At 68.3% G+C, this 13,625-nt stretch carries 16 protein-coding genes; 5 read left to right on the top strand and 11 right to left on the bottom strand.

Translation table 11 applies throughout. The annotated features are described in order from the left end of the window. Nucleotides 1-40 precede the first annotated feature (40 nt). Genes CURTO8I2_RS07655 through CURTO8I2_RS07635 form a run of 5 tightly spaced genes read left to right on the top strand, consistent with a single transcriptional unit; the run spans nt 41 to nt 3,603 of the window. Complete coding sequence (locus tag CURTO8I2_RS07655) at nt 41-817, top strand: TerC family protein (protein ID WP_236551032.1); 777 nt, start codon at nt 41-43, stop codon at nt 815-817. A 4-nt stretch (nt 818-821) separates the two neighbouring features. Beyond that, the gene (lgt, locus tag CURTO8I2_RS07650) at nt 822-1,721 is read left to right on the top strand and encodes a prolipoprotein diacylglyceryl transferase (protein ID WP_159680038.1); all 900 of its coding nucleotides are present in this window, start codon (nt 822-824) and stop codon (nt 1,719-1,721) included. A 36-nt stretch (nt 1,722-1,757) separates the two neighbouring features. Beyond that, complete coding sequence (locus tag CURTO8I2_RS07645; protein ID WP_159680037.1) at nt 1,758-2,552, top strand: thymidylate synthase; 795 nt, start codon at nt 1,758-1,760, stop codon at nt 2,550-2,552. Next, a complete protein-coding gene (locus CURTO8I2_RS07640; RefSeq protein ID WP_159680035.1) occupies nt 2,549-3,103 on the top strand; it encodes a hypothetical protein in 555 nt (184 codons plus the stop codon). The genes CURTO8I2_RS07645 and CURTO8I2_RS07640 overlap by 4 nt, the downstream gene beginning before the upstream one ends. Continuing rightward, nucleotides 3,100-3,603: a dihydrofolate reductase gene (locus tag CURTO8I2_RS07635; RefSeq protein WP_201295490.1), complete on the top strand. Its 504-nt coding sequence runs from the start codon at nt 3,100-3,102 to the stop codon at nt 3,601-3,603. The genes CURTO8I2_RS07640 and CURTO8I2_RS07635 overlap by 4 nt, the downstream gene beginning before the upstream one ends. Here CURTO8I2_RS07635 and CURTO8I2_RS07630 read toward each other — a convergent pair whose 3' ends face one another. The 11 genes from CURTO8I2_RS07630 to CURTO8I2_RS07580 all read right to left on the bottom strand — a co-directional run bounded on the left by CURTO8I2_RS07630 (nt 3,604) and on the right by CURTO8I2_RS07580 (nt 13,613). After that, nucleotides 3,604-4,149, bottom strand: a complete 546-nt coding sequence (locus CURTO8I2_RS07630; RefSeq protein ID WP_236551128.1) for a DUF1287 domain-containing protein — start codon at nt 4,147-4,149, stop codon at nt 3,604-3,606. It abuts the gene before it with no gap. Between the two features lie 56 nt (nt 4,150-4,205). Next, nucleotides 4,206-5,057 carry a symmetrical bis(5'-nucleosyl)-tetraphosphatase gene (locus tag CURTO8I2_RS07625; protein ID WP_159680032.1) on the bottom strand — a complete coding sequence of 284 codons (852 nt, stop codon included), beginning with the start codon at nt 5,055-5,057 and terminating at the stop codon, nt 4,206-4,208. Next, on the bottom strand, nt 5,057-5,440 hold the full coding sequence (apaG, locus tag CURTO8I2_RS07620; protein WP_159680030.1) for a Co2+/Mg2+ efflux protein ApaG: 384 nt from the start codon (nt 5,438-5,440) through the stop codon (nt 5,057-5,059). The genes CURTO8I2_RS07625 and apaG overlap by 1 nt, the downstream gene beginning before the upstream one ends. A 38-nt stretch (nt 5,441-5,478) precedes the next feature. Then, nucleotides 5,479-6,285 (bottom strand): 16S rRNA (adenine(1518)-N(6)/adenine(1519)-N(6))-dimethyltransferase RsmA, encoded by an 807-nt coding sequence (gene rsmA / locus CURTO8I2_RS07615; RefSeq protein WP_159681599.1) that lies wholly within the window; start codon nt 6,283-6,285, stop codon nt 5,479-5,481. A gap of 37 nt (nt 6,286-6,322) precedes the next feature. Further along, nucleotides 6,323-6,652, bottom strand: coding sequence for a tRNA-binding protein (locus tag CURTO8I2_RS07610; RefSeq protein ID WP_255475804.1), 330 nt, complete (start codon nt 6,650-6,652; stop codon nt 6,323-6,325). A gap of 14 nt (nt 6,653-6,666) precedes the next feature. Then, complete coding sequence (gene pdxA, locus CURTO8I2_RS07605; RefSeq protein ID WP_159680028.1) at nt 6,667-7,647, bottom strand: 4-hydroxythreonine-4-phosphate dehydrogenase PdxA; 981 nt, start codon at nt 7,645-7,647, stop codon at nt 6,667-6,669. A gap of 1 nt (nt 7,648) precedes the next feature. Next, nucleotides 7,649-8,968: a peptidylprolyl isomerase gene (locus tag CURTO8I2_RS07600; RefSeq protein WP_159680026.1), complete on the bottom strand. Its 1,320-nt coding sequence runs from the start codon at nt 8,966-8,968 to the stop codon at nt 7,649-7,651. After that, entirely contained in the window at nt 8,965-11,367 is a 2,403-nt protein-coding gene (lptD, locus tag CURTO8I2_RS07595; protein WP_159680024.1) for an LPS-assembly protein LptD, read from the bottom strand. Before lptD ends, CURTO8I2_RS07600 begins: the two co-directional genes overlap by 4 nt. 136 nt (nt 11,368-11,503) lie before the next feature. Continuing rightward, on the bottom strand, nt 11,504-12,457 hold the full coding sequence (locus CURTO8I2_RS07590) for a histone deacetylase family protein (protein ID WP_159680022.1): 954 nt from the start codon (nt 12,455-12,457) through the stop codon (nt 11,504-11,506). A gap of 3 nt (nt 12,458-12,460) precedes the next feature. Then, complete coding sequence (locus tag CURTO8I2_RS07585) at nt 12,461-13,012, bottom strand: cob(I)yrinic acid a,c-diamide adenosyltransferase (protein WP_159680020.1); 552 nt, start codon at nt 13,010-13,012, stop codon at nt 12,461-12,463. Between the two features lie 10 nt (nt 13,013-13,022). Next, nucleotides 13,023-13,613: a hypothetical protein gene (locus tag CURTO8I2_RS07580; RefSeq protein ID WP_159680018.1), complete on the bottom strand. Its 591-nt coding sequence runs from the start codon at nt 13,611-13,613 to the stop codon at nt 13,023-13,025. Nucleotides 13,614-13,625 lie beyond the last annotated feature (12 nt).

Below are 13,625 nucleotides of genomic sequence, written 5' to 3'. Positions count from 1 at the left end.
GCCACGCCGATCGAATCTCAATGAGGATGTGTCACCGATGATGGAATTGCTCACCGACCCGCAGGTCTGGATCCTGCTGATCACGCTCAGTGCGATCGAGATCGTGCTCGGCATCGACAATCTGGTCTTCATCTCGATCGCGGTGTCCAAGCTGCCGGTCGAGCAGCGCGAGTTCGCGCGCAAGTTCGGCATCGCCGTAGCCTGCATCACGCGGATCGGCCTGCTGCTGATGCTGGCGTGGCTGGCGGGTCTGACCGAGCCGCTGTTCGAACTGTTCGGGCGTGGCATCTCGGTGCGCGACCTGGTGCTGATTCTCGGCGGCCTGTTTCTGATCGTGAAGGGCGCGATGGAGATCCGCGAGCAGCTCAAGGGCGAGGACGGCGAAGCGCACGGCACGGTCGGCAAGGCGACTGCGTCGTTCGGCGCAGTCATCGCGCAGATCGCGGTCATCGACATCGTGTTCTCGCTGGACTCGGTGATCGCGGCGGTCGGCATGGCCGGCGACTACGTGCCGGTGATGGTCTGCGCGATCCTGCTGGCGGTGGCGGTGATGCTGCTGGCGGCACAGCCGCTGGGCAAGTTCATCGACGCCAATCCGACGGTCAAGATGCTGGCGCTGACCTTCATCGTGCTGATCGGCATGTATCTGCTGCTGGACGGTTTCGGGGTGCACATCCCGAAGGGCTACATCTACGGTTCGATGGGGTTCTCGGCTGCCGTCGAGCTGCTGAACCTGTGGGCCAAGCGCAACGCGATGCGGGTGCGCGGCGCGTCGACGCCGCCCGTGGACGAGCCGACCCATCCACTGCCGCGCTGATCCGATGACCATCCTCCACCAGATCGATCCGATCGCCGTCCAGCTGCCGCAGCTCGGCGCGTTCCATCCGTCGGTGCACTGGTACGGCGTGATGTACCTGCTGGCCTTCGGCGTCGCCTGGTTGCTTGGTCGCAGCCGCATCCGTGCCGGACGCCTGCCGGGCGTGAATGTCGAGCAGTTCGGCGACCTGCTGTTCTACGGCATTCTCGGCGTGATCCTCGGCGGCCGCATCGGCTACGTCCTGTTCTATGCCTTCGGCGACCTGCTGCAGAACCCGCTGATGCTGTTCAAGGTCTGGGACGGCGGCATGAGTTTCCACGGCGGCCTGCTCGGCGTGCTGGTCGCGGCCTGGTGGTGGACGCGCCGGCAAGGCCTGCACTTCTTCGACGTCATGGATTTCGTCGCGCCGTGGGTGCCGCCGGGGCTCGGCTTCGGCCGACTCGGCAACTACATCGGCGCGGAACTGTGGGGCAAGTACACGCAGGCAGGCTGGGGCGTGGTGTTCCCGACCGATCCCGCCTTCCGCGGCTGGTCGGCAGAGCGCCTGCAGAGCGAGTTCGCAACCGGTGCGCTGGACCAGTTCGCGCGGCATCCGTCGCAGCTCTACCAGGCGTTTCTCGAGGGCCTGGTGATGTTCACGGTGCTGTGGTGGTTCTCGCGCAAGCCGCGGCCGCGTTATGCGGTGTCCGGCCTGTTCGCGCTGCTGTACGGCGTGTTCCGCTTCATCGTCGAGTTCGTGCGCGTGCCCGATGCCGAGCTCGGCTATCTGGCGTTCGGCTGGCTGACGATGGGGCAGGTACTGTCGCTGCCGCTGATCGCGCTGGGCCTGTTCCTGCTGTGGAAGTCGCGCAGTGCGCCGACCCTGCAGGCGGTGCCGCCCGCGGCAAGCGTCGACACGAAATAAGCGACGCGAGTCGCTTTGCATGATCCGGAGATCGCGATGAAGCAGTACCTCGATCTGCTGCAACACGTACTCGAGCACGGCGCGGAGAAGTCCGACCGCACCGGCACCGGCACGCGCAGCGTGTTCGGCTGGCAGATGCGCTACGACCTCAACGCCGGTTTCCCGCTGGTGACGACCAAGAAGCTGCACCGGCGCTCGATCATCCACGAGCTGCTGTGGTTCCTGCAGGGCGACACCAACATCGCCTATCTGCGCGAGCACAAGGTCAGCATCTGGGACGAGTGGGCCGACGCCGATGGCGAACTGGGTCCGGTCTACGGCAAACAATGGCGGCGCTGGACGACGGCCGACGGCCGCACCATCGACCAGATGCAATGGCTGGTCGACGAGATCCGCCGCAATCCCGATTCGCGTCGTCTGGTGGTCAGCGCCTGGAACGTCGGCGAGTTGTCGGAGATGGCGCTGATGCCGTGTCACGCGCTGTTCCAGTTCTATGTCGTCGACGGCAAGCTCAGCTGCCAGCTCTACCAGCGCAGCGGCGACATCTTCCTCGGTGTGCCGTTCAACATCGCCAGCTACGCGCTGCTGACCCACATGGTGGCGCAGGTCTGCGGGCTGGGCGTCGGCGATTTCGTGCACACGCTGGGCGATGCGCATCTGTATTCGAACCACTATGACCAGGCGCGCGAACAGCTGACCCGCACGCCGCGCGCGCTGCCGACCTTGCGGCTCAATCCGGACGTCACCGATCTGTTCGGGTTCCGCTTCGAGGACATCACGATCGAGGGCTACGACCCCGCGCCTGCCATCAAGGCGCCGATCGCGGTATGACCATCGCGCGCATCACGTTGGCGCTCGTCGTATCGCTGGCCGCTGCGGGTTGCCAGCAGATGGCGGCGCGCGGGAACGCGGTGGCGACCGCACCCGCAGCGTGCGCCGGCGCATCGCCTGTCGATGCCGCGGAGACGTTCTTCCGGCAGGTCGTCACGTTGAATCCGCGCGGGCTGCCGTCGGCCGAGGCGATGCGCACGCTCGGTCCGCTGCTGTCGTCCGGCATGCAGGCTTCGATCGCGCATGCGCGCGTCCGCCAGCAGGCCGAGATCGCGGCGTCCCCCGACGACAAGCCGTCCTTCATCGAGGGCAGCCTGTTCACCAGCCTGTTCGAAGGCCCGACCGCCGTGCTGTCGGCAGAGGCCGATCCTGCCGCGCCGACGCGCGTCGCGGTCGGGATGCGCTATGCCGGCGAGGCTGAAACGCGCTGGCGCGATCATGCGCTGATGCGTTGCGAGAACGCGCAGTGGCGCGTCGACGACGTCGAGCTCGGCGGTGACTGGGAATTCGCGTCCGGTGGACGCCTGCGCGATGCGCTGGACGCACGATGAGCCGTCCCGCCCTGGTGCTCGTCGCCGCGCTCGATCGCCAGCGCGCGATCGGCCGCGGCAATGCCATGCCCTGGCACCTGCCCGACGATTTCCGCCACTTCAAGACACTCACGGTCGGCAGGCCGATCGTGATGGGGCGCCGCACGGCGGAGTCGCTGGGGCGCGCGCTGCCCGGACGGACCAACCTGGTGTTGACCCGCAGCGGGCGTGCGCCGTTCGATGGCATGCAGGCCGTCGCGACGCTCGAGGCGGCGATCGCAGCGGCGAAGGCGCAGGACGCGACCGAGCTCTGCGTCATCGGAGGCGGTGAGATCTACGCGCTCGCGCTGCCGTGTGCGGACGTCCTGCAGTTGACCCACGTCGACACGGTGGTCGAAGGTGCGGACGCGTTCTTCCCGGCCTGGGATGCGGCGACGTGGCAGGAGATCTCGCGCACCGCACATGCCGCCGATGCGCGTCATGCGCACGCCTTCGCCTTCGTCGAGTACCGACGCGCCTGATCAGCGCGCCGTGCGGGCGGCGGGCAGGTCCGGCCGGTATCGGCCGATCACCGGATGCGCGAACAGCAGATCCTCTTCGCGCGTGCCGCGGGCGATGTTGTGCAGGATCAGCGGCGTGCCCGCCGTGCTGCGGCGATCCGACACGATGCCGATGTGGAGCAGGCCGCTGCGCAGACGCCAGGCGACGATGTCGCCCGGCCGGTAGTCCGCCGGCCTGTCGCTGATCGCGCGTTGCCAGCCCTGCCGCTCGAACCAGCGCATCTGGTTGGGCACGCGCCGGTGGTCGATGTTGCGATCGGGCGCCCGGGCGCCCCAGTCACGCGGGTATGCGGCGAACGCGGTGCGCATGTCCTCGTGGACCGCGCGCTGCAGATCCAGTCCCTGTGTGCGCAGCGCGCGCACGATGACATCGGTGCAGACGCCGCGGTCTTCGGGCACGTCGCCGCCCGGATAGGACAGACGCACGTATGCGGGGTCGTAGCGGACGGTGACGCCCACCTGGGCGCGCGCGGCGTCGACCAGCGCCGGCATCGCGGCCGCCTGCATGGCAACGCAGGAGAGCAGGAGCAGCAGTGCGAGCCGCGCCGGTGCCCGCATCGGCGTCAGGCCTGGATCTTCCGCGGTGGCAGGCCGGACACGTCACGGCCGGGTACCTGCACCAGGCGCAGGGTGTCGGCGTCGAGCTGGAGCGCGGTGAGGGTGCCGCCCCACACCGCGCCCGTGTCGAGTGCATGCACGCCCATGCCGAGGAACAGACCCAGCGTCGACCAGTGGCCGCAGACGATCTTCAGATCGCGCTCGGCGCGCCCCGGCACTTCGAACCAGGGGTAGATGCCGGGCTGCTGGGTGCCGGGCGTGCCCTTCTCCTCGAACGCGATGCGGCCGCGCGGGGAGCAGTAGCGCATGCGCGTGAACACGTTGATGATCGCGCGGTCGCGGTCGTAGCCGGTGAGGTTCGGCGACCACGCGGGGCGATCGCCGTACATGTTGCGCAGCAGCTTCTTGTAGCCCGGACCGCGCAGCTTGTGCTCGATCTCGCGTGCATGGCGCTGCGCGAGCTCGACATCCCAGCGCGGCGCGAGGCCGGCGTGCAGCATCATCCAGCCGAGTTCGCGGTCGACGTGCAGCAGGGGACAGGTGCGCAGCCAGTCGAGCAGCACATCGCGGTCGTGCGCGAACAGCACGCCCTGCAGGTCGGCATTGACCTTGCGCTGGTCTTCCTCGCGCCGCTCGGCGATCGCCAGCAGCGACAGGTCGTGGTTGCCCAGCACGCTGACGACGTTGTCGCGCAGCGAATGCACCAGCCGCAGGGTCTCGACCGATTCGCCGCCGCGGTTGACCAGATCGCCGCAGAACCACAGACGGTCGACCGCCGGATCGAAGCGGATCGCCTCCAGCAGTCGCTGCGTGGGGCCATAGCAGCCCTGCAGATCGCCGATCGCCCAGACCGCCATCAGTGCAGGGTTCGCGGAATGGAGAGCGTGAACGGCGGGATCGGCGCGTCGAACTGCGCGCCGTCGTCGCCGACCATGTCGTAGGAGCCTTCCATCGTGCCCACCGCGGTCGAGAGCACCGCGCCGGAGGTATAGGTGAAGGCTTCGCCGGGTTCCAGACGCGGCTGCTCGCCGACCACACCGTCGCCATGCACTTCCTCGGTGCGGCCGTTGGCGTCGGTGATGAACCAGTGGCGGGCCATCAGCTGCGCGGGCAGGCGCCCGGTGTTGCGGATGCGGATCGTGTAGGCGAACACGTAGCGATCGTCGTCGGGCGTCGATTCCTCGTCGAGGAAGCGCGTCGCGATCTGGATCTCGAGGGTGTAGTCGGCGGTCTCGTCCATGCTGGAGACAGTGTATCCGCAGGCCATGAATGCATCGACTACGCAGTTACCGGATGATTCGCCAGACGTACGAAATCGGCGACTGCGAGCTGTTCGGCACGCAGCTGCGGATCGATGCCGGCGGCCGCGATCGCGTCACTCTCCATCACGCTCGACAGTGCATTGCGCAGCGTCTTGCGGCGCTGGCCGAACGCGGCGCGCACGATGTCGGAGAAACGGCGCGGATCATCGATGCCGACGCTACCGGGCGCACGCGGCCTGAGACGCACCACGGCCGAATCCACCTTCGGTGGCGGCCGGAACGCGCCGGGACCGACGACGAACAGCATCGTGACCTCGCAGTAGGCCTGCAGCATCACGCTGAGCCGGCCGTAGACCTTGCTGCCGGGGCCCGATGCCATGCGCTCGACGACTTCCTTCTGCAGCATGAAGTGCATGTCGGTGATGACCGCCGCATGGTCGAGCGCGTGGAACAGGATCGGCGACGACAGGTTGTAGGGCAGGTTGCCGACCAGCCGGATCGACGCATCGCCGGCGAGCGCGGTGAAGTCGACGTCAAGCACGTTCGCGTGGATGAGTTCGAGCGCGCCGTGCGCGGCGGCCTGGAGGGTCAGCGGTTCGAGCAGGTCGCGGTCGAACTCGATCGCGGTCAGCGCGCCGTGACGCTTGAGCAGGGGAAAAGTCATCGCCCCCTGGCCGGGGCCGATCTCGACCAGTCGCTCGCCGGGCTGCGGATTGACCGCGAGCACGATGCGCTCCACAACGCCGCGCTCGTGCAGGAAGTTCTGGCCGAGGGATTTCTTCGGCGGCTCGGAGAACGCGCCGGGCGCGGCAGGGGAACGCATCATCGTGTGGTCAAGCCAGGATGTATGGAGAGGGAGATCACAGCAGGCGGGTGCCGGGTGCGACGTCGCCGTCGGGCAGGCACAGGCGCACGTGGCCGTCGACATCGTGGAAGCCGGTGACCAGGCATTCCGACATCAGCGGGCCGATCTGCTTGGGCGGAAAATTGACCACGCCGACCACGAGCCGGCCGAGCAGCGTTTCGGGCGTGTAGTGCGCGGTGATCTGCGCGCTTGCCTTGCGCACGCCGAGCTCGGGGCCGAAATCGACCTGGAGAATGTAGGCGGGGCGTCGCGCTTCCGGGAACGGTTCAGCCGACACCACGCGGCCCACCCGCAGGTCGACGCGCATGAAGTCGTCCCAGCCGATCGCGGCGTCCGTGCTCACGCAGCAGACCTGCGGTTGCGGCCGAGTGCGGTGCACTGTTCGATCGCAGCGAACAGGCTCGACGGATCGGCGCGGCCCGTGCCGGCGAGTTCCAGCGCAGTGCCGTGATCCACGGCGACACGTGGATACGGAAGGCCGAGCGTGAGGTTCACCGCGGACTCGAAGCCGCTGTACTTGAGCACCGGCAGGCCCTGGTCGTGATACATCGCGAGCACGGCGTCGGCATTGGCCAGACGCGCGGGCAGGAACGCGGTGTCTGCCGGAAGTGGACCTTCGAGCAGCAGGCCGCGTGCGCGCAGGCGTTCGAGCACCGGTGTGACGGTCTCGATCTCCTCGTGTCCCAGGTGCCCGGCTTCGCCTGCATGCGGGTTGAGGCCGAGCACGGCGATACGCGGTGCGGCGATGCCGAAATCCGTGCGCAGCGCGGTGTCGAGAATGCGGATCACGCGTTCGAGCAGCGGCGCGGTGATCGCGTCGGGCACGGCCCGGAGCGGCAGATGCGTGGTCGCGAGCGCGACGCGCAGCGTCGGATTGGCCAGCATCATGACCACATCGCAGCCGGCGTCCTGCGCCAGCAGTTCGGTGGTGCCGGTATAGGGCACGCCGCCGGCATTGATCGCCGCCTTGTGCACGGGCCCGGTCACCATCCCATCGAAGCGGCCATCGCGGCAGCCCGCAGCGGCGTGCAGCAGGCCGTCGAGCACGCTGCGTGCATTGCGGGGATCGGGACTGCCGAACGTGGTGGCCGTGGCATGCGGCAGTTCGATCAGTCGCAGTGTGCCGGGCGGCGCGTCGACGGCTTCGGCATCGGTGAAGGCGATCGACAGGTCGATCGCAACGGCGGCGCGCTGGAGGGTGGCACGATCGCCGATGGCGACGAGATCACAGCCCCAGTCACGCCACGCGGCACGCACGCAGAGTTCCGGTCCGACGCCGGCCGGTTCGCCCGGGACCAGCGCCAGCCGGACAGGGCGCATCTCAGCCGCCGCTGCCGATCTCGGGATCGCGGTTCGGACCGACGCGCACGCTGACGTACGCTTCGCCGCGCAGTTCGCGCACGTAGCGGTCCCACTCGTCCTCGAGCTTGCGCTGGCCGATGGCCTCGCGCGCCTGGGCGCGGCGGTTGTTGTCGTTGCCGGCACTCTGGCGCGTGGCCTGGCGCTGCACGATGTGCCAGCCGGCCTGGGTGCGGAACGGCTGGGACACGTCGCCATCGCCGATGGCGGCGACCTGGCTGCCGAAGTCCGGGCCGAACTCGTCCTGGGTGAACCAGCCGAGCTCGCCACCCGTGGCCTTGGTCGCGTTGTCCTCGGAGTTCTCGCGCGCGACTTCGGCGAAATCGGCGCCGCCTGCCAGACGGGCGCGCAGGCTGTCGGCGCGACCCTTGGCAGCGGCGTCGTCCCCGGGCGTGCTGCGGATCAGGATGTGGCGGGCCTGGAACTCGGTGACCGACCCGGCATCGGCCGACTGCGCGGCCTCGCGGCGGTCGACCAGCTGCAGGATCTGGAATCCGCTCGGGCCACGGATCGGGCCGATCGTCTGGCCGGGCTGCAGGCCGGTGACCGCGGCGGCGAACGCGGACGGGATCTCGTCCGCACGACGCCAGCCCAGGTCGCCGCCTTCCAGCGCATTCGGGCTGTCGGAGTAGCGCACGGCAGCCGCCGAGAATTCCATCTCGTTGCGATCGAGCAGGGACTTGATGCCGTCGACCTTCTGCTGGCCGGTCTGGATCTGCTCCGGCGTCGCGCCTTCCGGCAGCGCCACCAGGATGTGGGCCAGACGGTACTGCGCACCGGTCGCCGCGGCCGACAGCGCCGCATCGACTTCCGCGTCGCTGACCGAAATGCGGGTCTGGGCGAAGCGCTGGCGCATGCGCTGGATCATCAGCTCTTCGCGTAGTGATGTCCGGAAGTCGTCGAACGACATGCCGTCACCCGCCAGCTGCTGGCGCAGCTGGTCGATGGAAAAATTGTTCTGCTGGGCGATCGCGGCGACCGCCTGATCGACTTCCTGATCGCTGATGCGCACGCCGGTCCGCTGCGCGTTCGCGGTCTGCAGGCGCATCGTGATCAGGCGTTCGAGCACCTGGCGCTCGAGGATTTCCTGGGGCGGCAGCTGGTCCTGGCGGGTCGCGTACTGGCCACGGATATTGGCCACGGCGCGCTCGAGTTCGCTGGCCAGGATCACGTCCTCGTCGACGACCGCAGCGATGCGGTCGAGCGGCTGGAGGTCCTGCGCGTGCGCAGTCGATACGAACAGCGCGGCCGCGGCCGCGAGGGAATAGATCAGTGTCTTCATTGGCTCAGGCCGGGGGTCAGGGTCTCATCATCGTCGCTGTTACGCAGCTCCGACGGCGGCACGAGATAGAGGTCATCGCGGTAATAACCGAGAATAGCACGGCGCAAACGGTCTTCCGTGTTGGGTCCGGCCGAGCCCAGACCCTTCAGTTCAAGTTCGAACATGATGGCGTTGTTCAGCTCGCCCTGGCGGTTGCGCAGGTAGCGGCGCGCCACCACGCGGGCCGCGAGGCAACAGCTGTCCCACTGGAAGCCGGCAATGCTTTCGAGCAGCCGGTTGTCCGTCAGCGAGTAGTAGTAGCGGCCAATGACGCTCCACGCCGGCGAGATCGGATACAGGAACGACAGATCCACCTGCTCGATCAGGTCGCCGCGGCTTCGATAGGAGAAGTTGGCGATGCCTTCGTCACCGATGAGGTAACGCGTTCGCAGACTGGCCAGATCTTCCTGACGGCTCTTGGGGTCCCACTGGTAGCTGGCGCCGACCGTCCAGCGGTCGTTCACCGCATAGGTCGTGTCCGCCACCCACGCCGAGCGCCCGCGTTCGATTGGCGACCGGTTGGGCAGCGAGACCCGCGAGTCGTCGAGATAGAAGATCTGTCCGACGCTGGCCGACAGTTTTTCCATGCCATCGGATTCGCGGATCAGGCGGGTGCTCGTGGCCAGCGTGATCTGGTTCGCATCCGCCTGACGATCGGCCCCTGAGAACCGGTTGTCGCGGAACAGCTGGCCCCAGCTGAAAGTCAGATCCCGCGTGTCGAACACGGGCAGATCGGACTGGTCCCGGAACGGGGTATGCAGGAAGAACACCCGCGGCTCGAGCGTATGCAGGAAATCCTCACCGCGGAAACGGGTGTTGCGGTCGAAAAAGAGGCCGGCGTCGACCGAGGCGATCGGCAGGTTTCGGCTGGGCGACTCATTGGGAGTGCCCCGGCCGTTGGTGCGGGCGACCTGCGCGGCAAGTTCGTTGGACAGATCGTAGCCCGTATAACGCCACGCGACCGTGGGACGCACGAACCAGCTCGCGCCCTCCAGCGGCATGCTGATGTACGGTTTGATGTCGACGCGGGCGCCACCCGGGCGGGCGGTCGAATCCAGGTGACTGAACTTCGTCGCCTCAGCGTCCAGACCGGCGACGAACAGCCGGCCGATGGGCTGGTCCCAGCTGACCTGCGCATAGGGCAGCCTGTGATACGCCAGCCTGCTTTCGTTGAGCGTGTAGTCCGTCAGCTGGTAGTAGTCGGCACCGATAGCGGCGTTCCAGTACAGGCCCCGGCCGAATACGCCCAACGTACTGCGCGTCGATGTGCTGGAAATGCCATCGATGTTGTTGCTGAAATCCTCGAGATACCGGGGATCGCTCATGTAGGTCAGGTTCGCGCGCGCCTGCCAGCTTCCGGTCACGGCCTGCTGCCCTGCGTAGCTCAGCAGGAAACGGTCGTCTTTGCGCCGATTCTCGGCGATTGGAACTTCGATCAGTTCCAGTTCCCGGTCGTCACGCGTGAGGCCGTCTGACGGCAGGACGTTGAAGTCGAATTCGCCCTTGCCGCCTTCGTTGAGATACCGGAACTCCGTCGCCAGGCCCACGCCGCGCTTGCTCATCCAGCGCGGTTCGAGCGTCATGTCGTAATTCGGTGCCAGGTTGAGATAGATCGGCTGGCTGTAGTCGAACCCATTGCGACCCGACTGCGAGATACGCGGAAACAGGAGACCCGACAGGCGGCGCTCGTCGATCGGGAAGCGGAACCACGGGACGTACAGCACCGGCACCTTGCCCACGCGCAGGGTCGCGCTGCGCGCGGTGCCCATGCCCATGTCGGTGTCGATGTCGATCTGGCCGGCCTTCAGCTCCCACCAGCGGTCGCTGGGCGGACAGGTCGAATAGGTGGAGCCGAGCAGGGCGCCGACGGTGCCGTCCATGCGGATGTGGTCGGCGCCGCCGTTGCCGCGACGCGCGGTCAGCTGGTACTGCACGCTGTCCATGCGGTAGGACTCGGCGATGGTGTCGCCTTCCACGCGGTCGGCCACGACACGCATGCCGCGGTCCTGGTAGCGCACGTTGCCGTCGGCGACGAAGGTGCCATCGTCCTGCGAGAACTGCAGGTCGTCGGTGCCGAGGAACTGGTCGCCGCGGCGCAGGGTCACATTGCCGCTGACGTTGCCGGTGAAATCGCTGTCGATACCGGCCAGGCCGTCGAAGGCGTCGCCGTCGATGTCGGTGGGCTGGCGTTCGCGGTCCTCGACCGTGCCGACGGGGGCCTGTGCGTCGACGAACGCGGGGACGGCGTCTTCGATCGGACACAATGCCCAGTAATTCGGACGCAGCCGGTCGTCGGCGTGGGCGGACAGCGAAACCGCGATGCAGAACGGCAGGGGAAGCAGGCGGAGAGCTGTGCGCACGGTCGATCCGTTCAGCGGGAAAAACGGGCGCCAGCATGACCGATCCACCGGGCAGCGGCAATGCGGCCGACCCGCATCCCGTTCACCTGCGATGCCGGCGTCGTCCGCTAGGGCCGCAAGCGCGCCCAGGCGCGTCTCAGCCGGTCAGTGCGCGCAGGTGGGCCACGCTGCTTTCGCGCAGTGCCTGCAGGTCGTAGCCGCCCTCGAGCATCGACACCACCCGGCCCTCGCAGTGCCGTTCGGCAATCGCGACGAGCTCGCGGGTCAGCCAGCCGAAATCCTCGGCATCGAGCTGCAGTTGCGCCAGCGGGTCGCGCCAGTGGGCGTCGAAGCCGGCCGAGATCATCAGCAGTTGCGGGGCGAAGGCGTCGATTTCGGGCAGCAGGCGCTCGCGCCAGGCCTCGCAGAACCGCGGGCTGCCGGTGCCCGCGGCCAGCGGCACGTTGACGATGTTGCCGACGCCGCGCTCGTCGCGCCGGCCGGTGTCGGGAAACAGCGGCATCTGGTGCGAACTGACGTACTGCACGCGCGGCTCGGCTTCGAAGATCGCCTGGGTGCCGTTGCCGTGATGCACGTCGAAGTCGACGATCGAGACCCGGGTCAGGCCGTAACGGTCGAGCGCGTGCGCCGCGGCGACGGCGATGTTGTTGAACAGGCAGAAGCCCATCGCGATGTCGGCCGTGGCGTGGTGGCCGGGCGGGCGCACGGCGCAGAACACGCGGCGCTCGCTGCCGCCCTGCACCGCGTCCACCGCGGCCACGCCGGCGCCTGCGGCATGCAGCGCGGCCTGGGCCGAACCCGGCGACAGCACGGTATCGCTGTCGAGCGGAATGCGGCCGGTCGGTCGGGAATCGAGCACCGTCTCCAGCAGCGCGGCGTCATGGACACGCAGCAGTTGCCCGCGGGTCGCGGGCGGTGCCTGACGCAGGTCGAGATCGGGAAACGCGGTGCGCAGCGCCTCGATGACCGCAGCCAGGCGTTCCGGGCGTTCGGCATGGCCTGGGCCGGTGTCGTGGTCGAGCAGGCTCGGGTGCGAGAACACCGGTACCCGCCGCAGGTCACCACCGCCGAAGCCGACCGGATGGTGCATCGCTCAGCGTCGCCGCGTGTGGTGCCACAGCACTTCGCCGTGGCCGCTGGCGCGCGCCAGTACCCGGGCGAGCACGAACAGCAGGTCCGACAGGCGATTCAGATAGTGCACGGCCTGCGGACGCACGTCCTCGACCCGCGACAGCGCGACCGACTCGCGTTCGGCGCGGCGCACCACCGTGCGGGCGATGTGGCAGCGCGCGGCTGCTTCGCCGCCACCGGGCAGGATGAAATCCTTCAGCGGTGGCAGATCGTCGTTGTACCGGTCGAGCTGCTGCTCGAGTCGCTCGATATCGGCGTCCTCGATCGCGGCGTGGCCGGGAATGCACAGCTCGCCGCCGAGATCGAACAGCTGGTGCTGCACGGTCGTCAGCAGATCCCGGATGTCGTCGGGCACGTCGGCGGCCAGCAGCAGGCCGATCGTCGAGTTGGCCTCGTCGACCGTGCCGTAGGCGGTGACCCGCAGCGAATCCTTGCCCACGCGCGCGCCGTCGCCCAGACCGGTCGAACCGTCGTCGCCGGTGCGGGTGTAGATCTTCGAGAGCCGGTTGCCCATCGGCGCGACGTCAGTCGGCGCGCAGCGGGCGGCCGGCGGTCGCGGGCTTCGGCAGCACGCGCGTCAGCAGCACGTGGGCCATCGCGGTGGCGCCGACGTACAGCGCGGCGACGCGCAGGTAGGGCAGCAGCCAGTCGCTGTAGTTCTTCCACCAGCCCGCGAGGGTCGGATCGGCCACCGAGGCGCTGATCCAGTAGAAGCTGCCCTGCGCCAGCAGATGGCAGAGCGCGACCGAGGCCACGAGCGCAACGATCAGCTGGCCGATCGCGACCGGCGCGGAGGCCGACAGACGTCGACGCAGCAGGCCGCCACCGGCCCACAGCGCGAAATAGGCCGGCACCAGGCACCAGTAGGCCGGCGACACGCAGTAGTGCTGCCAGAACGACAGGCCCTGGCTGGTGATGACGAACCAGTCGACCGCGACGGCCAGCACCATCAGCGCCGGAAACGCCCAGCGCTGCCAGCGGGCCAGATAGAAACCGCCGATGAAGAACACGGCCCACGACGCGTCCGGGACGGCCCCGAAATGATGCAGCCGAGTCGCGGCCATCAGCGCGGCCAGCAGGGCGAAAATCGTGGCGCGGCGGGCGGTGACGGTCATCGCAGGGCTCCG

The sequence above is a fragment of the Luteimonas sp. 9C genome, assembly GCF_902506295.1.
Taxonomy (GTDB): domain Bacteria; phylum Pseudomonadota; class Gammaproteobacteria; order Xanthomonadales; family Xanthomonadaceae; genus Luteimonas.
This window is presented reverse-complemented; position numbering and strand designations above follow the sequence as displayed.